Source organism: Tautonia sp. JC769 (assembly GCF_040717455.1).
Lineage (GTDB): Bacteria > Planctomycetota > Planctomycetia > Isosphaerales > Isosphaeraceae > Tautonia.
Genome location: NZ_JBFEFH010000006.1, coordinates 78,623 through 98,561 on the forward strand (window position 1 = coordinate 78,623; position 19,939 = coordinate 98,561).

The 19,939-nt window shown below is 66.8% G+C and carries 11 protein-coding genes; 10 read left to right on the top strand and 1 reads right to left on the bottom strand.

The window, feature by feature from the left end; all coding sequences use genetic code 11:
- Positions 1-2: 2 nt before the first annotated feature.
- The 3 genes from AB1L88_RS08420 (at position 3) to ptsP (ending at position 4,921) form a co-directional block, all read left to right on the top strand.
- The gene (locus tag AB1L88_RS08420; RefSeq protein WP_367096199.1) at positions 3-1,211 is read left to right on the top strand and encodes a sialidase family protein; all 1,209 of its coding nucleotides are present in this window, start codon (positions 3-5) and stop codon (positions 1,209-1,211) included.
- A 128-nt stretch (positions 1,212-1,339) separates the two neighbouring features.
- Complete coding sequence (locus tag AB1L88_RS08425; protein WP_367096200.1) at positions 1,340-3,028, top strand: permease; 1,689 nt, start codon at positions 1,340-1,342, stop codon at positions 3,026-3,028.
- A gap of 111 nt (positions 3,029-3,139) precedes the next feature.
- Positions 3,140-4,921 (top strand): phosphoenolpyruvate--protein phosphotransferase, encoded by a 1,782-nt coding sequence (gene ptsP, locus AB1L88_RS08430; protein ID WP_367096201.1) that lies wholly within the window; start codon positions 3,140-3,142, stop codon positions 4,919-4,921.
- Between the two features lie 1,023 nt (positions 4,922-5,944).
- Here ptsP and AB1L88_RS08435 read toward each other — a convergent pair.
- Positions 5,945-6,235 (bottom strand): hypothetical protein, encoded by a 291-nt coding sequence (locus AB1L88_RS08435; protein WP_367096202.1) that lies wholly within the window; start codon positions 6,233-6,235, stop codon positions 5,945-5,947.
- 438 nt (positions 6,236-6,673) lie between these two features.
- Between AB1L88_RS08435 and AB1L88_RS08440 the strand changes: the two genes are divergently transcribed.
- From AB1L88_RS08440 to AB1L88_RS08470, 7 genes are all read left to right on the top strand, one after another.
- A complete protein-coding gene (locus AB1L88_RS08440; RefSeq protein ID WP_367096203.1) occupies positions 6,674-6,961 on the top strand; it encodes a hypothetical protein in 288 nt (95 codons plus the stop codon).
- Positions 6,962-7,132: 171 nt separating this feature from the next.
- Positions 7,133-7,915: a carboxypeptidase regulatory-like domain-containing protein gene (locus AB1L88_RS08445; RefSeq protein ID WP_367096204.1), complete on the top strand. Its 783-nt coding sequence runs from the start codon at positions 7,133-7,135 to the stop codon at positions 7,913-7,915.
- Between the two features lie 475 nt (positions 7,916-8,390).
- A complete protein-coding gene (locus AB1L88_RS08450) occupies positions 8,391-12,875 on the top strand; it encodes a PQQ-binding-like beta-propeller repeat protein (protein ID WP_367096205.1) in 4,485 nt (1,494 codons plus the stop codon).
- Positions 12,876-13,080: 205 nt separating this feature from the next.
- A complete protein-coding gene (locus AB1L88_RS08455; RefSeq protein WP_367096364.1) occupies positions 13,081-14,133 on the top strand; it encodes a MoxR family ATPase in 1,053 nt (350 codons plus the stop codon).
- Entirely contained in the window at positions 14,090-15,010 is a 921-nt protein-coding gene (locus AB1L88_RS08460; protein WP_367096206.1) for a DUF58 domain-containing protein, read from the top strand. The genes AB1L88_RS08455 and AB1L88_RS08460 overlap by 44 nt, the downstream gene beginning before the upstream one ends.
- Positions 15,011-15,163: 153 nt before the next feature.
- Positions 15,164-17,395 (top strand): BatA domain-containing protein, encoded by a 2,232-nt coding sequence (locus AB1L88_RS08465; RefSeq protein WP_367096207.1) that lies wholly within the window; start codon positions 15,164-15,166, stop codon positions 17,393-17,395.
- A gap of 69 nt (positions 17,396-17,464) precedes the next feature.
- On the top strand, positions 17,465-19,888 hold the full coding sequence (locus AB1L88_RS08470; RefSeq protein ID WP_367096208.1) for a VWA domain-containing protein: 2,424 nt from the start codon (positions 17,465-17,467) through the stop codon (positions 19,886-19,888).
- The last annotated feature ends 51 nt before the right edge of the window (positions 19,889-19,939 follow it).

The window sequence follows — 19,939 nt, forward strand, 5'->3', positions numbered from 1 at the left end:
CCATGAATCGATCTTGCTGCTTGCTGAACCTGGCCCTGACCCTGGCCTGCGCGGGAGGGCTGGCCTCGACGACCCGGGCGGAGGAACCGTTCCTGGAGCTCCAGGAGGTGTTCCCTCCGGAGCCGATCCACAACCATTCCTCCTGCATCGTCGAGTGCGCCGACGGCAGCCTGCTGGTGACCTGGTATCGAGGTTCGGGGGAGCGGACGGCGGACGACGTCCAGATCTTCGGCGCCCGGAAGCCGGTGGGGGCCTCCGCGTGGCAAGATCGATTCGTCATGGCCGACACGCCGGATTACCCCGATTGCAACCCCGTGACGTTCGTGCCCCCGAACGGTTCGCTCTGGCTCTTTTACCCGACGATCCTCGATCATCGCTGGGAAGGGGCCTTGCTGAAGTACCATGTGAGCGATCGGAGCGAAGGGGAAGGGCCTCCCTCGTGGTCGCGAGGCGGGGTCCTGCATGTCACCCCGACCGGCTTTGGGGACGCCTATCGGGCGGCGATGGCCCGGGTCGAGGACCTCGGGCTCCGGGTCAAGCCCGAGCTGGTGACCTTGATGAACCAGCGGGCCGACGACGAGCTGTATCAGCGGCTCGGGTGGATGCCCCGGGTGCGTCCCCTGGTGCTGCCGAGCGGGCGATGGCTGCTGCCGCTCTACACGGATACGTTCTCGGCCTCGATCATCGCCATCAGTGACGACGAGGGCCGATCGTGGCACTTCAGCGCCCCGCTCATCGGCTACGGGAACATCCAGCCGGCCCTGGTCCGTCGCGACGACGGGGGCATCGTCGCCTACATGAGGAACAACGGGCCTGGGGAATCGGTCTGCGTGAGCCGATCGCTCGACGACGGCGAAACCTGGTCGCCGGTCGAACGATCCGACATCCCCAACCCCGGCACGAGCGTCGATGCGATTCGGCTCGAGAGCGGACGCTGGGCGCTGGTCTCCAACGACACGGTGAAGGGACGCCACTCGCTCGCCATCGCCCTCTCGGACGACGAAGGGGAAACCTGGCCGCATCGACGCCATCTCGCCGTCGACCCGGATGAGATCCAGGCGTTTCATTACCCGACGATCTTGCAGGCCCGCGATGGTTCGATTCACGTGAGCTATACCCACGGGCGACGGCCCGAGGGCTCGACCATCGTCCATGCTCGGTTGAACGAGGCGTGGATTTTGCGAGGGGAAGCCGCCCAGGCCTCGCCCTGACTGAACAACGAACCCATCGTTTCGCGATCGCCCGGATTCTCGAAGGTCAACGGAGACCGCCCCCTGTGGACGATGCCAGCACGCCGAGTCGATCGGGCCGGAGGTACGCGTGGGCGACTCGAGGAGACGTGAATGCGTTCTTCGGCCTGATGCTGGATAACATCAGTGGCCTGATCATCACCACCTCGCTCCTCGTGGGGGTGTTCGGCTTCCCGACCGAATTCGTCTTGACCCGGATGATCCCCGGCACGGCGCTGGGCGTGCTGGTCGGCGACCTGGTCTTCACGGCGATGGCCTTCCGGCTGGCCCGCCGGACGGGCCGATCGGACGTGACGGCGATGCCGCTGGGGCTGGACACGCCGAGCATCTTCGGGACGAGCCTGTTGATCGTCGGCCCGGCGTTCCTCATGGCTCGCGATCGGGGGATGGAGCCGGACGAGGCGGCGGGACATGCCTGGTTCATCGGGATCAGCATGCTCCTGGCCTCGGGGTTGTTCAAATCCCTCTGCGCGCCGATGAGCGGCTGGATCCGGAGGGTCGTGCCGAGGGCCGGCTTGCTCGGCTCGCTGATGGCGATCGCGTTGGTGGTGATCAGCTTCCTGCCGCTCTTGAAGATCCTGGGCGACCCGATCCCGGGCCTGGTGGCGATGGCCGTGATCCTGGTCTCCTTGACGGCCCGCTGGCAATTGCCGGGCAATGTTCCGGGGGCGCTGGGGGCGGTCCTCGTCGGCTGTGTCGTCTACTACGGGATGAGAGGGGCGGAGGGCCTCTTCGGCCTCCCGACGCCGCTGGGAGGGTCGGAGGAGACCTACCCGGCGATCGCCGCCGGATTGCCCCTGCCCATGGGAGCCTGGTGGGCCTGGTTCCAATCGAACTGGGCCGAGGCCCTGAACTTCCTGGCCATCGCCCTGCCGCTTGCGTTGGCGACGGTCGTCGGCGGGATCGACTGCACCGAGAGCGCCGCCGCCGCGGGAGACGACTACCCGACCGGGCAGATCATCTTCGTCGAGGGGCTTGCGACCCTGCTGGCCGGCGGATTCGGGGGGGTGATCCAGACCACGCCGTATATCGGCCATCCGGCCTATAAAGCCATGGGAGGCCGAGCGGCCTACACGCTTGCCACGGCGTTGTTCATCGGCGGGGCCGGGATGCTCGGGTATTTCGTCTGGATCTTCCAGCTGCTCCCGGAGGTGGTGGTGGCGCCGATCCTGATCTTCATCGGCCTGGAGATCACGGCCCAGTCGTTCATCGCGACCCCGAAGCGGCATTACCCGGCACTGGCATTGGCGGTCGTCCCGGCGCTGGCGTATCTGGTCAACCTGTTGCTCAAGGACGTCCTGTTCGACCCGAGCCTCGCGGGGGCCGGCGTCGGCTTCGGTTCCCTGAAGGAATCGACCCGGCAGATGATCGGCACCGTGTCGATGCTCGCGGGGGGGTTCATCCTGACGAGCCTGCTCTGGGCGACGGCGCTGGCCCGGCTGATCGACGGACGGCTCCGGTCGGCGTCGTTGACCTTCCTGATCGCGGGGGTCCTGTCGCTGTTCGGGGTCATCCACTCCCCCCTGGTGGCCGAGCGGGTGATGCTCCCGAATCGGGCGATCGACGCGATGAGGGAACAGGACCGGTACGAGGCCTCTCGGATGCAGACGCCGTATCACTGGGCCGGGGCGTATGCGGGGATCGCGCTGGTATTGACGGCGATCGGGCGGTTCGGGCGGCCTCCGAGCACGGGAGATCCGCACGACCTCCTGGAATCGCCCGGGACGAGGAATCCGGCGCGCGACGCGATTTCGATCGACGAAGACTCGCCCCACTGACGTTTTTCCGACACAATGGAGGCATTGCGATTCCATGCGCGTCCGCCTCGGGGGGAGGCCCGGTCGTCGGGAGCCCTCTGACCGGATGGCCACTGATCGGAATCGCCTGGCATGCTCGTCGGTGATCTGATGTACAAAGGAATTGCGGTCAGCCCGGGCGTCGTGGTCGGCGTCGCGTACTGCCTGGAAGGCCCGATGGGGCAATCCGAGGAGCAGCGACTGGCTGACGAATCCTGCATCCCCGACGAGCTTGCCCGCTTCGACGAGGCCCTGAAGAAGGCGTCGGAAGAGCTGGAAGGGATGGTCGCCAAGGTCGCCCAGCAACTCGGCAGCGACGAGGCCGACATCTTCCGGTCGCATTGCCAGATGGTCCGCGATCCCTCGCTGGTCGCCAAGGTCCACGAAGGGATCCGCGGCGCCCGGTTGACGGCGTCGTCGGCCTTGCAATCGGTGCTCAAGGAATATGCCTCGATCTTCGCCCGGAGTGGCCAGGAGCTTTTCCAGGAGCGCATGACGGACCTGCGCGACGTGTTCGCGAGGATCACCACGCACCTGAACGTGAGCGCGAACACGACCGCCGCCATCGACCTGCTCGGCCACGAGGAGCCGATCGTCCTGGTCACCCACGAGATCTTGCCGAGCCAGGCGATCAGCCTCGGAGAGATGCCCATCCATGGGATCGTGACGGAGGTCGGGGGCGGGACGAGCCATGCCGCGATTTTGTCCCGGAGCCGGGGCATTCCCGCCGTCTCCGGCGCCGCCGGCATCATCGGGCAGGCCAGGACCGGGGATCCGATCGTCGTCGATGGGCGCGACGGGATCGTGGTACTCCGGCCCGACCCGGAGACCCTGGCCGCGTATCGCAAGATGCAGCGCGATTTCTTCGAGCTGAAGGATCGGCTGGTCATCAATCGCGACCAGCCGGCCTGCCTGTCGGACGGGACCCTGATCGAGCTGCTGGCCAATGTGAACACGGTGGCCGATGCCACCACGGCCTCGGCGGTCGGGGCCTCGGGGGTCGGGCTCTATCGGACCGAGTACCTGTTCCTGACTCACCCGGACGTGCCGGACGAGGACGAGCAGTACGAGAATTACCGCCGCGTGATCGAGGCGGCCCCTGATCGCACGGCCACGATCCGGACCCTCGACCTGGGGGGTGACAAGACGGTCCCGTATCTCGGCCGCCAGCACGAGGCGAACCCGTTCATGGGCTGGCGATCGATCCGGCTCTCGTTCGAGCATCCGAAGTTCTTCGAGGTGCAGATCCGGGCGATCCTCCGGGCGGCCCGGCACGGGAAGGTGAGCATCCTCTTCCCGATGATCACGACCCTGGAAGAACTCAGGCACGTCAACCGGCTGGTCGATGAGGCCCGCCGGAATCTGAAGCGGGCCGGGATCCCGTTCGGAGAGGACGTGAAGACCGGGGTGATGATCGAGGTGCCCGCCGCCGCGATGTGCATCGACGCGCTGCTGCAGGAGACGGATTTCATCTCGATCGGTTCCAATGACCTGATCCAGTATCTGGTCGCGGCCGATCGGGATAATCCCAAGGTTGCTCACATGTGCGACCCCCTCAGCCCGGCCGTCCTCCGCATGCTTCGCATGATTTTCGAAGCCTGCCGACGCACGGGGACCCCCGCCACGCTCTGCGGCGAGATGGCCGGTCAGCCGAGGTCGGTTCTCGTGCTGCTCGGGTTGGGGCTGAGACGGTTCAGCATGAGTCCGGCGTTCGTGCCGACCATCAAGGCCTTACTCTCGTCGGTGTCCACGCCCCAGGCGGAACGGTTCGCTCATCAGGTCCTGCAGCTCAAGACGCGCGAGGAGATCCGGCGTTATTTGACCGATCGACTGCACGAGATTTCGAGAGATCTGGAACTTTTCGATTTCACCTAGGCCCCTTCTCCCCCCCGTCCCGACGGGGGCGAGCGATCGCGACGGACACTTGCCGAGTCGTCGGCCTCGATTGCGTTGCGATCGAGGGGGTGTTACGCTTTTCACCGAAGATCATCGCGCCGGTCGCCGGAGCAGGCTCGGTCCGTATCCCTCCTCGTGAGTCCCCCCCCACCGCCTTGATGCCCCGGCGATCGCCGACCGCCGCGTCACGCTCGGACCGACCGTGGCGACGGGGACACTCGATCCGAGTGGTGGTCTTCCTTGAGCCTCGATCTTGCCGCGTGAGTCTTGAAGCACGGGACGTTTCCGCATGGCCAATCGCCCGAATGTCCAGGAGATCCTTGCAGCCGTCCGCGCCGCGGGGCCGGCACGTCCCGATCAAGCGTCGAGCGATGACACCTCCGCGCCCACTTCCCAGGACGATCCGGTTCGGCCGGGACCGGCCGCGACGGCTCCGGGAGCACCCGTTGAACCCGAACCCTCCGTCCCCGAGCCGGAAGCGGCCACTCAGACCCCCGCCGCGAACCGTCCGATGACGTTGCAGGAGAAGCTCGCCGCGGCCCGCAACCGGCCGGCCGACGCGAGCCCGAGCCAGGACAGGACACCGCCGAAGTCCCCATCGGGCAACGAGGGACAACCGCCCTCGCCGGGACGGCCGTTGTCGGTCAAGGAGAAGCTCGCCGCGGCGCGTAACCGGCCGGCGGAAGCGAGTCAGGCCGAGGGTATCGCCGGTCCTTCTCCTGTATCCGCCCCCGGAGAATCGCGGGCAGAGGCGGACCTCGATCGTCCCGAAGCGGATGCCGCCGGGTCTCCTCCGGTACCCGCCGCTCCCGGTCCGGCCGCGGTTGGGAAAGCCCTGAGCCTCCAGGAGAAACTCGCCGCTGCCAGGGGACGCCCGGCGACGGAATCCTCGAAGGAGACGCCGAAGGGAACGTCGGGATCGCGGGCTTCGGTAGGTGAATTAAGCCCGACTGCTGAGCCCGCGTCCCGGGGGCGTCGCGATGGGGAAGAATCCTCCGAAACTCACCGACTCGCGGCGGCGCTCCGCCGATCGGGCGAGGACTGGCACGCACCATCGAACCGGACCATCTCCACCGACACCCGAGGGGCCGGGACGACGCCGAACGCTTCATCGGTTCCCGGGGCGGCGGAGGAGCCGGGGTTGGGAGAAGGGGGAAGATCGACTGGGCTATTGACGTCGGTGGCGGCGCGATGGGTCCTCGCGAGTGTTGCGGTCATCGTGGTCGGGATGACGGGGGTCATGGTGGCGCGACGGCTCTCCTCGGATGGAGCGAGCGCGGCGTCGACGGTCATCTCGGTTGGCCTCCCGTCGACGATCGAGCCCGACACGGTGGTTCCCATCGGGGCAGCGGCCCCGCCGCTCTGGGTGGTTCGATCGAGCACCTACGATGGCCTGGATACGATCTCCGCGCTTCGAGGCGTCTGCCCCGACGATGGGGGGCGGGTTGACTGGTCGGCGGAGGCTCGATCGTTTCGGTGCCCCGGGGGGACGCATCGCTTCGCGATTTCGGGACTGCCGCTCTCCGGTTCCAACGCTCGAGCACTCGAGCGGTATCGTTTGATTCTCGACGAAGACGGGCAGGTGGCCGTCGACCCGAGCCGAACGTTCCGGGAGGAACTGGGCCATTGGGCCGATTCCGGCAGCTTTCTCCGGGTCGCCTCGGAGGATTGAGCAGGACCGATCCCGGGCCTTCCCTTCACGACCGGTCGAGCATCGAGGGACCAGCCCGAATGACGTGCCGCGTCGTCTTCGAGGCCCCTGGTTATCTTGAACGCGGTGAGTTCCTCATACTCGATCACACACTCGTGAGAGCAATGGAGTTTCCGAGTGCGGCCTGGAGCATGCTCATGAACGTCAATCTTCGTATCGTCATCCGTCGAATCGTTCTGTTGCTCGGGATTCTGGCGGCGGTCCCGCTTGCTGGGTGCGGCGAGCCCCAGCCGGACCTCGGAGGCGCGGTTGTGGTCCCGGAGCCGGGGACCTCGGCGTCGGGTGAGGCGACCGAGGGGGCTTCGTGAATGCGAGGGCGGCAGCGATGAGGCCCCCGGAGCATGCGCGATCGGGGCCCTTTCCCGCCGTATCGTTCGCATTCCCGATGGTTGCGCGGGGGCGTTCGATCTGGTAGGATGAGATCTCGGTACCTGCCAGACCGTTCCCTCCCGAACTCCCTACCGCGAGGATTTTCCCCGATGCGACGTGACTTCCTGATGGCGCGACGCCTGGTGACCCTGGGCCTTGGCTTCTGTGTCTTGCTCGGATACCAGGGCGCAGCCCATGGCCAATACGGAACCCTGAAGGGTCAGGTGGTTTGGGATGGCCCCCAAGCTCCCCAATTGCCGCCGAAGGTCAAGGCCGGGGAGAACGTCAAGGATGCCCAGGTGTGCGCGACCGAGCCGATCCCCGACGAGAGCCTGGTTGTCGATCCGTCCAGCAACGGGGTGAAGTACTGCATCGTCTATCTGTCTCGCCCCAAGGGATCGAATCCGGATCGGGTGAAGCAGATGGTCGAGTCTGATCCCCAGGTTGTGGTCGACCAGCAGGCGTGCCGGTTCGTTCCGCATGTCGCGGTGGCGCACGAGCAGCAGCAAGTGCTGTTCAAGTCGAGCGATCCCGTGGCCCACAATGTCCGCCTGCAGGGTTTTAGCAATTCGTTGAACTTCATGCTCCCCGCCAACGGTGAATTGCCTCGGTCCCTGTCTCCGGAGCGTCGGCCGATGCCGATGGCCTGCGACATTCACCCCTGGATGCAGGGATTTGTGATGGTCTTCGACCACCCGTTCTTCGCCATCACGGACGAGCAGGGGAATTTCGAGATCGAGGGGATCCCCGCGGGATCGCAGAACGTGGTCATCTGGCACGAGAAAGTCGGCTATGTGACAGCCGGGGCGGCCCGAGGGCAGGAAGTCACCATCGCTTCCGGGAAGGAAACGACCCTGGCTCCCGTGAAGATCGCCCCCAATCAGGTGAAGTAAGCCGCGTGTCAGCAGGGGGAGGTCTGGATCGCGAAGCATTCCGACCTTGGACACCATGAACGAACAGACCTCCTCCGTCTACGACGGGACTGCTCTCCACGATTCCGGAATCCGCCTCACATATCCAACGCGAGATTGCCCCTCCCCTCGGCGAGCCTGCTCAATTCGAGAGCAAGATTCGGAAAAGGAGGGCTTGCCGGGCACCTGTCGACGCCCATATCTTAAAGAAAGGTAGGAGGCACGCGAATTGCGTGAAATTTTGCCTCCGGTCTCTTCCTGAGCGCGACTGACATTCATCTGAGACGGCCCAGCATCAAGGGTCCACGACTTGAAGCAGCAGGCACGCGACGTCGGTTCCGATCACGAGCCAACACGGATCGAGTGCATCAGGGCCAGATCGTGGGGACATCTCGCTCTGCTCCGCATCTGGGGAACCGCTGGCACGCTCGGCAGGCAAATCACGGAAGGAGCGCCGATGTTCTCTCTTGCGCCATGCCCTATTGCCCGTCCCGGACGCCTGCGTGTTCCGCTGCTCGCGGCCTTGATCTGGAGTTCGCTTGCCCTTGGACTTGCCCCGGCCTGGGGATTCCAACGACTCCCCTCCACGATCCACCCGGACACCAGTAGCGCCGCCGAAGCCCTGCTCAAGACGGCGGCGTCTCACGTCCAGCGGCAGCAATGGGATTCGGCGGTCGAGCTCTATCAGCGAGCGATCCAGCAGTTCCCCGAGGCCTTGACCCTGGCCGGGGCGGCCGACCAGGCGATCGAGGGCGAAGACGCGGATGCGGGTGTCGACGTCTTCGTCAACGTGAGCGAATACGCTCAACGCCAGATTGCGCTGCTGCCGCCCGAGGCGTTGCAACTATATCGCAATCGGGTCGACGGGGAGGCGCGTCACCTGTTCGAACAGGGGCGAGATCGCCTCGATCCGATCCGCTTGCGGCGCGTGGTGGACGCGTTCTTCAGCAGTTCGTATGGGGATGACGCGGCCGAGCTGCTCGCCGACCTGGCCTTCCAGGAAGGGCGGTTCGACGAGGCGCTCGAACTGTATCGCCGGTTGGTCCCGACGACCGATGCCGCCCGACTCGCGTCGATCTACCCGGACCCCGACATCGACATCGCCAAGGTTGCCGCCAAGCTGATCCTGTGCACCGAGGCGCTCGGGCAGCGCTCGGGGGACGCGGATGTGCGGAGCTTTGGGGAGTCGTATCCAGACGCTTCCGGTGACCTGGCCGGGCGCCGGGGAGCCTATGCGGACATCCTGGCCTCGGCGTTGGCCGAGGATCAGCTCCAGCGTCCCGCATCGCTCGATTCGCGGTGGCCGACCTTCGCCGGCGACGCGACCCGCACGAAGGATCTGGTCGAACCGGTCGACCCGGGGGCCCTGGTCTGGTCGCTCCCGCTCCGCACGCCCTTCGATGCCAGCGCGAATCTCGATGCGAGCCCGCGCAGGTTCGGCCAGGATTTCGGGATGCCGGAGGACGATTTTCCCTCGTTCTTCCCGATCATCGATGGCGACGAGGTGTTCTTGACCGATGGTCGATCGGTGCTGGGCTACCCGCTCGAAGGCAGCCCGGACGGCATTACCATGCCCGCCCCGTCGTGGCGGGCTGCCCCTCCTGCCTCGGCCCCGACGGCGGCCCAGCCGACATTCGGGGTCGAGCGGCATACCCTGACGATCTTCGGCAACCGGATTTATGCGAGACTTGGCCCGCATGGGGCGTCCTTCCAGGGCCGCAATCTTTCCACCGCGCCGCCGACGGCAATCATCGCGGTCGACCGGGCTCGGCCCGACTCGCCGCTCTGGATCCGGACCGCAGATCAGGTGATGGCCGGCCCCGATCGGAACAATCAGGGGGCGCTGGCCGGGCAGGTGGCGTTCGGCGGGGCGCCTGTCGTCGACGAGCACGGTGTCTACGTCGCGCTGTTGAAGCCGGGGACTCAGGCCCTGACCTGGGTCGCGTGCCTCGACCCTGAATCGGGGCAGACGCGGTGGGTGCGGTTCGTTTGCTCGGGGACCTCGGCCAGCTACAGCCGAATCCCGGGGGCTCGAAACCGCGGCATGATCGTCAACCCGGAGCTCGGTCATCGGCTCCTGTCGCTCGGAGGAGCCACGATCTTCTACCAGACCGATCTGGGGGCGATCGCCTCGATCGACGCGCGATCGGGCCGGATGAACTGGCTCGCCTCGTATCCGAGACGGATGCAGGGGGTGACCGGGATGGGGGCGCCGGTCACGCATAATCCGGCGGTCGTCCACGCGGACAAGGTCATCGTCGCCCCGGAAGACACGGATCGGGTGCTCGCGTTCGACCGCCTGAGCGGGCAGCTCGTCTGGGAGGCGAACCCGGGCGGTCGCGTGACTCACCTCCTGGGCGTCGCGTCGGGCAAGCTGGTCGTCACGGGCAATCATGTCTGGACGATTGACGTCGACGACGGCGCGATCCGATCTCGGTGGCCCGAGGGGCAGACGCTGGAGCAAGGTTACGGGCGAGGGCTGCTGGCGGGGGGCGAAATCTACTGGCCGACCCGCGACACCCTGTACATCCTCGATCAGGTGTCGGGGCGCCCGACCGATCGCCCTCCCGTCGCCCTGCGCGAGGCGTTCGGGTGCGGCGGGGGGAATCTGGTCGCCGGCGACGGCTATCTCCTCATCGCCGAGCGGGATCAACTGCGGGTCTTCTGCAAGCCGACCCGCATGCTCCGCTACTATCGGGAACGGATTGCCAGGGAGCCGGAGAAGGCCGACCTCCATTATCGCCTCGCCCGCACGGCCGAGGCGCTCGGGCAGGACGAGGAGGCGCTCGAGAGTCTCGATCGCGCGACGGCACTGGCCAGCCCCTCCGAACGGATCGATGGCCGCCGACTCGTGGACGCGGCCCTCGCCGAACGCTTCAAGATCCACATGAAGCTGGCGGCACGGTCGTCCAACGAGGGCGAGCCGGGCGAGGCGACCAGGTCCCTGGAGGAGGCGATCGCCGCGGCCCCCGACGATCGCTCGCGCATCGAGGCCGAACTGGAACTCGCCGATGCCCGTCATGCCGCCGGGGACTCGGCCGGGGCGGTCGAGGTGTTGCAGGCCGCCTTGAGTCGCCCCGAGGTCCGGCAGATCGACCTGCCGGCGGACGAGCACCGGAGCCTTCGGGCCGAATTGCTGCTGGTCGATCGCCTTCGCTGGCTGCTCCAGGAATCCGGCCCCGAACGGTACGCGCGATTCGAGGACGAGGCGGAGGCGCTCTTCCGCCAGGGGCGAGAGGACGACGACCTGCGACAACTCGGCGAGGTGATCCGTCGCTACCCGGTGTCTCGCCATGTCCCCGAGGCCCTCGAAGCCATCGGGCACCTCTCCGAGCAGCGTGAGGATTGGTCCGAGGCGGCCCGGGCCTATCATCAGCTCCTCGTCTCGGCGGTCGACGATCACCAACGGGCGCTGGGTCTGCTCGGAATCGCGCGATGCTATGAGGCGATCGACTTGGATTCCGAAGCTCGGGAGGCCTACTTGCTGGCCGATTTGCGCTACGGATCCCTGGAAATCGAGCGTTTGGGCAAGGCACAGACCCTGAAATCCTACGTCGACGAGCGCTTGTCGTCGCAGGACGAGCATGACGAGGAACGTGCCAGGGCCATCCACCCGCCACTCGGGCTGCTTGGTCCGTACCGATGGCCTTCGGACTTCGCGTTGCTGCCCATCGATGACCCGACCTCGCGGGCACTCTCCGAGGGGGAGCGGCCCGCGGTCCTGATTGGCCAGGGCCAGTTGCGAGCCGTCGAGCCGGAATCGGGCCGGATCCTCTGGGAGGCGGAACTGACGGCCCGACCGTCGTGGTCGGGCCTCGCCGGGGACCATCTGATCCTCGCGACCTCCGACCGGATTCTCGGCTTCGATCCCGCGATCGGGGAACCTCGATGGGAGGTCGAGTCGCAGGATGGCGAGCTCGCGTTCGGCCCTGCCGATCGGCCGCAACTGGGCGAAGACGGAGTACGCCGCGACCAACCCCCGGTTTCGGCCGGTTTCCGAGGATTCCGGCTGCACGGCGATCGGCTTTATTTCTTCCGAGGCGATCGGGAGCTCGTCTGCTTCGACCCGATTGCCGGGCGTCCCCAGTGGACATACCGCACCTCGGCGGTTTCCATGGATGAGCACCTGGGGTTGGGATTGTCTCGCGTCGTGATCCAGACCCGGCTCCCGCACGCGGTGGTGGTGCTGGATGCTCGCGACGGCCGGACGCGCGGGATGTTCCCGCAGGAGGACTCGGCCGGTCCCTGGCGTCGCGAGCCGCATTCCGTGGCCCTGGATCGGGTCGCGATTGTGCCCGATGGCACCTCGGTCGTGCTCATGGATCTTGAATCCGGCCAGGTGATCTGGGAGGCTCGGGAACCCTCTCCGCTGCCGTCGTCGCCCCGGCCGTCGCCGACGGACCCCCTCGTCCTGGGCGACTTCGAGCGGTTGCTCGTGGTCCGGGGCGACACGCTCCAGCGCCTCGACCCGGGCAATGGGGAGGTGCGTTGGTCGACCCGCCTGGGCCGATTCCGGTCGGACCGACGGGCCGAGTCCATCGTGCTCGGGAGCGATGCCGTCTATGTGATCGGGCAGGACGGTCCCGGACTTCGCGTCTCGGCGCTCGCGCTCGACCGGGGAAATCGTCTGTGGAGTGCCGCGCTTCCGGGAGACCTGAACGAGTCGTGGGGCCTCGGTCTGACGCCTGATTGCGTCCTCGTCTATCGCCTCGGCGATGGCACGCCGGGAACGGCCTCGACGGCTCCGGTGGTCCTCAACCTCCTGCGTCGCGACTCCGGCCAACGGGTCCAGCGGCTCATCGTCGAGGGGGCGGGGGCTGGGCGCCGCGTCCGTCTCCATCCCGACGGGATCAGTGTGGCGGGAGACGAGGGCATGGTCCGCCTTTCAGGCTGGAAACCCCACGAGGTGCATGGAGCCTTGCGTGAGTATCCCGGGCCTTGATCGGCGGGATCCACTTCCGGTCGCGTTCGGTGCGGCCCGGGCCCCCCGCGGAGGGTCGAGATGTGCTAGGATCGGCCGATCGGCGTGTCGCCTGCTCCGGCTCGCGACGACCCTGAAAACCGTTTTCTTTCCGTGATGCCTCGACTCGATTTGATTCGATTGATGGACGGAGGTCCCCGTGTCTGATTCCGAGAATCCGCAGCCGATGCCGCACGAGGATCTCGCCGCGGTCGAGCGTCTCACCGATGCGTTCCAGAAGCTCCGCGCGGAGATGGGGAAGATCATCGTCGGCCAGCAGGACGTGCTGGAAGAACTCCTGATCGCCATTTTCGCCCGGGGCCATTGCCTGCTGATTGGGGTGCCTGGCCTGGCCAAGACACTCATGATCCACACGCTGGCCGATGCGCTGAACCTGAGCTTCAATCGGATCCAGTTCACGCCGGACCTGATGCCGTCGGACATCACCGGGACGGAGGTCATTCAGGAGGACAAGGCGACCGGCGTCCGCCAGTTCAAATTCCTCCGTGGGCCGATCTTCGCGAACCTCATCCTCGCCGACGAGATCAACCGGACCCCGCCGAAGACCCAGGCGGCCCTGCTCGAGGCGATGCAGGAGCGGCAGGCGACCGTCGGCGGGGAGCGGCACCGCCTGCCCGACCCGTTCTTCGTCCTGGCCACGCAGAACCCGATCGAGCAGGAGGGGACCTACCCCCTGCCCGAGGCCCAGCTCGACCGCTTCATGCTCAACATCCTGGTGGATTACCCGACCGAGGACGAGGAGCTCGAGGTCGTCCGCGTGACCACCTCGGCCAAGCCGCCGTCGATCGACAAGGTCCTCTCGGGCGCGGACATCCTGGAGATGCAGCAGATCGTCCGGAAGGTCCCGGTCGCCGACCACGTCGGCCGCTACGCGGTGAGGCTCGCCCGGTTGACCCGGCCGACGCAGAGCGATTCGCCGCAGTTCGTCCGCGACTTCGTCAGTTGGGGCGCCGGCCCTCGCGCGAGTCAGTATCTCGTCCTGGCGGGCAAGGCCCGGGCGGTCTTGATGGGGCGGCCTTACGTCTCGATCGAGGATATTCGAGCCGTCGCCGGGCCGGTGCTCCGCCATCGAATTGTCACCAACTTCAACGCCGAGGCCGAAGGGCTCCGGCCGGACGACGTGATCGCCCGGCTGGTCTCGTCGCTCTCGGCCGACCCGAGTGAGGCGTCCGAGAGTGGTCGAGTACCAAAACTATTTAAATCCGCAGACGCTAGCTAACGTCGAGGGGCTCGGGCTCCAGGCCCGGCTGATCGTCGAAGGCTATGTCGCCGGGATGCACAAGAGTCCCTATCACGGGTTCTCGGTCGAGTTCTCGCAGCACCGCGAGTACGCTCCCGGCGACGACGTCCGCCACATCGACTGGAAAGTCTGGTCGAAGACCGACAAGTACTACCTGAAGCAATACGAGGAGGAGACGAACCTCCTGACGTATCTGCTGATCGACGCCAGCGCCTCGATGGGGTACGCATCGGAAGGCAACGTCCCGAAGCTTCGCTACGCGCAGTACATCGCCGCGGCCCTGTCCTACCTGGTGCTGCAGCAGCAGGACTCGGTGGGCCTGGCGGTGTTCGACGACCGCATTCGACGCTACGTCCGCCCGTCGGGGCAGCCCTCTCACCTGAAAGAACTGATCCGGGTGATGGACGGGGAGGCGGCCCGGGAGCGGACCGGGCTCGGTTCGGTCCTGCATGAGATGGCGGAACGCATCGGCCGGCGAGGGATCGTGGTCCTGATCAGCGACCTGCTCGACGGGGACGCGCCTGAACTGCTCGGCGGCCTGAAACACTTTCGCCACCGGGGCCACGAGGTCGTCGTCTTCCACGTCCTCGACCCTGCCGAGGTCGAATTCCCGTTCCGGCAGGTGACGAAGTTCAAGGGCCTCGAGATCCCCGAAGAACTGCTGACCGATCCGGCTGCCCTGCGAGACGGCTATCTCGCCGAGCTGTCGGCGTTCACCGAGGCGGTCCGCAAGGGCTGCCGCCTGGCCGACATCGATTATGTCCCCCTTCGGACGGATCAGCCGCTCGACACGGCCCTGACCGGCTATCTGGCGACCCGATCCGCCCGGACCCGCAAAGGCCCCCGGCGGGTCTGACCCCGGGACCATCCCAGCCCTCTGTCCTGAGACTCGACCGATTCGTAGGATGACACATCGCGTGAGGGGCCTTGATCCGGCCCTCCCCGAAGGCCGTGACGTCCGATCCGTGCTCGATTCCGCTGAACCGAACTTCGACCCGGGACGACCGTTGTGACGAACCTTCCGCTGCTGGCCATCGGGTTCGCCAACCCCTTCTTGCTCTGGGGGCTTGCGGCGGCCGCCGTGCCTCTGGTGCTCCACCTGCTCAATCGTCGGCGATACCGCGAGGAGTCGTGGGCGGCCATGCGCTTCCTGCTGGCCGCGATCCGGAAGAATCAGCGCAGGATTCGGTTGGAACACTGGCTCCTGCTCGCCGTTCGCACGCTCCTGGTCGTCTGCGTCGTGCTGGCGCTGGCTCAGCCGTTCCTGGAGTCGATCGGGGCCGTGCCGCTCCTCGCCGGGAAACGCACGCATCGCGTCATCGTCCTCGACGGCACGATGAGCATGAACCACGCGTCCGCCGAACGCTCCCGATTCGCGAGGGCCGCGGAGTATGCCGATGCCTACATCCAGGGGGCCCGCAATGGAGACGCGATCAGCGTCCTGATCCTCGGCAACCCTCCGAAGGTGGTCATCGGCGCCCCGTCCCCGAATCACGGAGAGGTCCGCGAGGAACTCAAGCAGCTCCAGCCGACGCACGGCAAGGCAGACCTCGACGCCACGTTCACCAAGCTCCGGGAGGTCCTCGCCACCTCGGACATCCCCCAGAAGGAAGTACTCTTCCTCAGTGACCTGCAAGCCGCCACCTGGCAGGTCGATCCGGAGTGGGAGGCGGCCCTGAAGCGGAACATTGCCGCGCTGGAGGAAGCCCGGGCCAACTGCGTCGTGGTCGATCTGGGCGACACGAGCCGATCGAACCGCGCCGTGGTCGACCTGGCACTCGACGCCCCGATCGTCGTTCGGGACGGGCCGCCGGTGGTCATCACGGCCCGGCTGGCGAACTTCGGGCCGGACGTCGAGACCGGGGTGGGTGCTCAGTTGGTGATCGACGGCCGGCTCGGGCCCGAACGACGGGTCGACCTGCCCCCGGGTCAGGTGGTCCCGGTCGCCTTCTCCTACCGCTTCGAGGACCCGGGCGACCATGTCGTCGAGGTCCGGATCGATGAGGATCGGCTCGCCGTGGACGATGTCCGTCGGCTGACCGTGCCGGTCCGCGAGTCCCTGGAAGTCCTCCTCGTCAACGGCGACTACAACCCGGAACCGTTCCAGTCGGAGACCGATTACCTTGCCCAGGCGCTGAGTCCTTCCGAGGGGTCTGATCGGACGCCCTCGCCCATCACGGTCGAGGTCGTGACCGAGTCGCAACTGACCCGTCGCGATCTCGAGCGTTACGATGTGATCTTCCTCTGCAATGTCGCGCGATTCAGCCGGGGGGAGATCGACGCGATCGATCGCTTCTTGCGGCGGGGCGGCGGCGTCGTCCTCTTCGGAGGGGATCGGGTTCAAGCGGACGAATACAACGCGAATCTTTTGGCGGGGATCCCGGGGTCTGAAACCTTCGACGGCCCCGGATTCCTGCCCGCGCGGTTCGGGGATGTCTCCTCCTCGGGCGATGAGATCGGCGAGCAGCTCGCGGGGGCCCCCGAGTTCGATCCGCTCGATTTTAACCACCCGATCATCTCGATTTATCAAGGGGCGGCGGCCCAGGTCATTTCCGGGCTCACGGCGGTGCGGACGTGGCGATCGCACGACCTGATCCTGCCCGAGGGATCCACCGCCCGTCGTGTCCTGAATTTCACCGATGGTCGGCCCGCGATGCTCGCCATGGACCGCCACCGAGGGACCGTGATTCAGGTTGCCACGACCGCGGATGACGACTGGACCACCTGGCCCTTGCACCCGAGCTATCCCCCTGTCCTGGAACAGATGACCTACGCAGCGGCCTCGGGCCGGATGGCCCAGCGGAACGTGGTCGTCGGCCAGGCACTCGACCAGGCGATCGACACGAATACGCTCAACGCCTCGGCGTCGGTCCTCCGCCCCGATGGGAGGGAGGAGCCGGGTCGACTAGCGGATGAAGGGGATGGGGCGCGGTTCCTCTTCGACGGAACGGATCTCTCGGGGGTCTACATGGCCCGGGTCGGGCCCCCTGTTGCCCGGGAAATGACCTTCTCCGTCAATCCCGAGCCGATCGAAAGCGACCTGTCTCGCGTCGATGCCTCGACCCTCTCGGTCCTCTTTCCCCGGTGGACCTTCTCGAACTGGGACGGAGGGCCGGTCGATCGTTCCGAGGCCGCGGCGGTCGGCCGGCGCGGGGAACTCCACCGAGGTCTCCTGATGCTGGTCCTGGGGCTTCTCCTGGGAGAATCAACCCTGGCCTGGTGGCTCGGCAACCGCCGCTGACACCTTCTGATTGATCGATCGCTCGGGTCTCGACCGCGACGCAACGCGCCGAAGGAAGGCAAAGGGACGATGGAATCGCTGCTCCGCAACCTGGCGCTCCAGATGGGTGCCTCTCCGGCCGCTCCCGGTGAGGAGCTGACCCCCTTTCTCCGCTTCGAGCGTCCCTGGTCGCAGGGCCTCTTGTTGCTGGTCTTGCTGGCCGGCTCCTTCCTGATCCTCCGGCTCTACCTCAGCGAGCGCGGCGGCTCGCTCGCGTACCGACTCGGCCTGGCCGGCCTGCGGATCGGATTGCTCCTGCTCACCATGTTCCTGATCGCCGAGGCGGTGCTGGTGGTCGAGCGGGTCGACCTGCCCTACCTGGTGATCATGGCCGACGATTCGGCGAGCATGGCCCGTGAAGACCAGTATGCCGACCCCGAGACGGTCGAGCGCGCGACGCAACTCGCCGCGGAATCCGAGCAGGCGGACGCCAGCCGATTTGCCCTGGCCCGATCCTGGCTCGGCCGCGAGGAGGGGGCGCTGCTCGAGACGCTGCAGGAGCAGCATCGGGTCCGGCTCTACCTGATCGCCGGGTCTGCTCGCGAGCTGGCCGAGGTGGATGACCCCGAGGACGTCGTCCCCGCCCTGACGGCCCTCGACGGGGTCCAGCCGACCGGAGAGCAGTCGCTCCTGGGCACGGGGGTCCGGCAAGTCCTCACCGAGCTTCGGGGGGCCCCTCCCACGGCGATCGTGATCCTGACCGATGGCCAGTCGACCCGAGGCGAGTCCCTCTCCGATGTCGCTTCGCTCGCGGCCAGGAAAGGGGTCCCGCTCTATACGATCGGCGTCGGGGACGACACCCCTCCGAGAGACATCGCCCTGTCGGATCTGGTCGTCGACGACGTCGTCTTCGTGGAGGATGCCGTTCGGTTCGACGCCAAGCTGTCGTCGCGAGGGTTCGAGGGTGTCCCGATCACCATCCGACTGTTCGAGACCCCGCCCGACTCGGGGGAAGACGCCCTCTCCGCCGGCCGGGAGGTCGCCTCGGTCCAGGTCCCGGCCCCCCCCGATGGCCAGGCGGTGCCCTTCGAGATCGTCCATCGCCCCCAGGAGACCGGCCGGTTCGATTACGTCATCGTTGCCGAGGCACAACCCCGCGAAGACGGTGTCGAGAACAACCGGCTGCGGCGGACCATCGCGGTCCGAGAGGACAAGATCAACGTCCTGCTGGTGGATGGCCAGCCGAGGTACGAGTATCGCTACCTGAAGACATTCCTGGAGCGCCGGCCGGAATCGATCGATCTCCGGGTGGTGTTGCAGACCGCAGATCCCGAATACAGCGCCCAGGATATTGTCGCATTGCCCAACTTTCCCACCGCGGCGGAAGGGGACGATGGGCTTTTCCGCTACGACGTGGTCATCCTCGGCGACGCGGACCCGCTTTATTTCAGCGCCTCGCAGCTCCAACTGCTCGCCGACTTCGTGACCGAGGAGGGGGGCGGGCTCGTGTTCGCCTCGGGCGAGTTTTTCAATCCGATCTCGTACCAGGGGACGCCGCTGGAGCCGTTGATCCCCGTGCAGCTCACGGGGGCGCGCAACGCCTTTCAAGGGGGAGAGGGGATCCAGCCTTTCCGGATGAACCTCACCGCGGAAGGCCGGGCGAGTCCCATCTTCCGGCTCGCGGACGAGGAGGCCGTGAGTGCGGAGGTCTGGGAGAACCTCCCGTTGCATTACTGGTTCCTCGAATCCCCCCGGAAGCAACCCGCCGCCTTCGTGCTGGCCGAGCACCCCTCGGCCGAGGGGGCTGACGGCCCCGTCCCGCTGGTGGCCTATCAATTTGTGGGGGCGGGGAAGGCCCTCTACCTTGGGCTCGACGACACGTGGCGCTGGCGGATCGGCACCGCCGACCGCTACTTCGGCCGCTTCTGGGTCCAGATGATCCGCTTCATGGCCCGCTCTCGCCTGAGTCGAGACCGCCCCGCGGAGCTGGCGACCGACCGGTCGACGTATCAATCCGATCAGCCCGTCCTGGTTCGCGCCCGATTCCTGAGCGCCGGGCTGGCCCCCCGGTCGGGAGAAGTCTCGGTCGAGGTGGAGCGCGGCGATCGCCCGCCGGAGCGCCTGGTCCTGCGATCGACCGGCGACGCGGCCGATTCCTTCGAAGGAATCCTGTCCAATCCGGTCCCCGGCGACTATCGCGTGCGGTTGCTTCCCCCGCCGGTCCTGGAAGGGGAAATCCCGACCGCCGAGTTCCGAATCGAGCCGCCGGCCGACGAACGCGATCGGGTCCAGCTCAACAAGGCCGAGCTTGTCCGGGCCGCCTCCCTCTCGGGCGGGGAATATCGTTCGATTCTTGAGGCCGAGAATCTCCTCGACGACCTGCCCCCCGCCCGTAAAATTCCACTCGACACGGACCCGCCGATCCCGCTCTGGAACGACTGGCGAGTGCTCTCGTTGTTCCTCGGGCTGTTGACCACGGAATGGGTCTTGCGTAAGCGCAAACAAATGATATGAGTACGGCTCGACGCGGCCCAGGAATCCCGATTCGGATCTTTTCCCACGTCA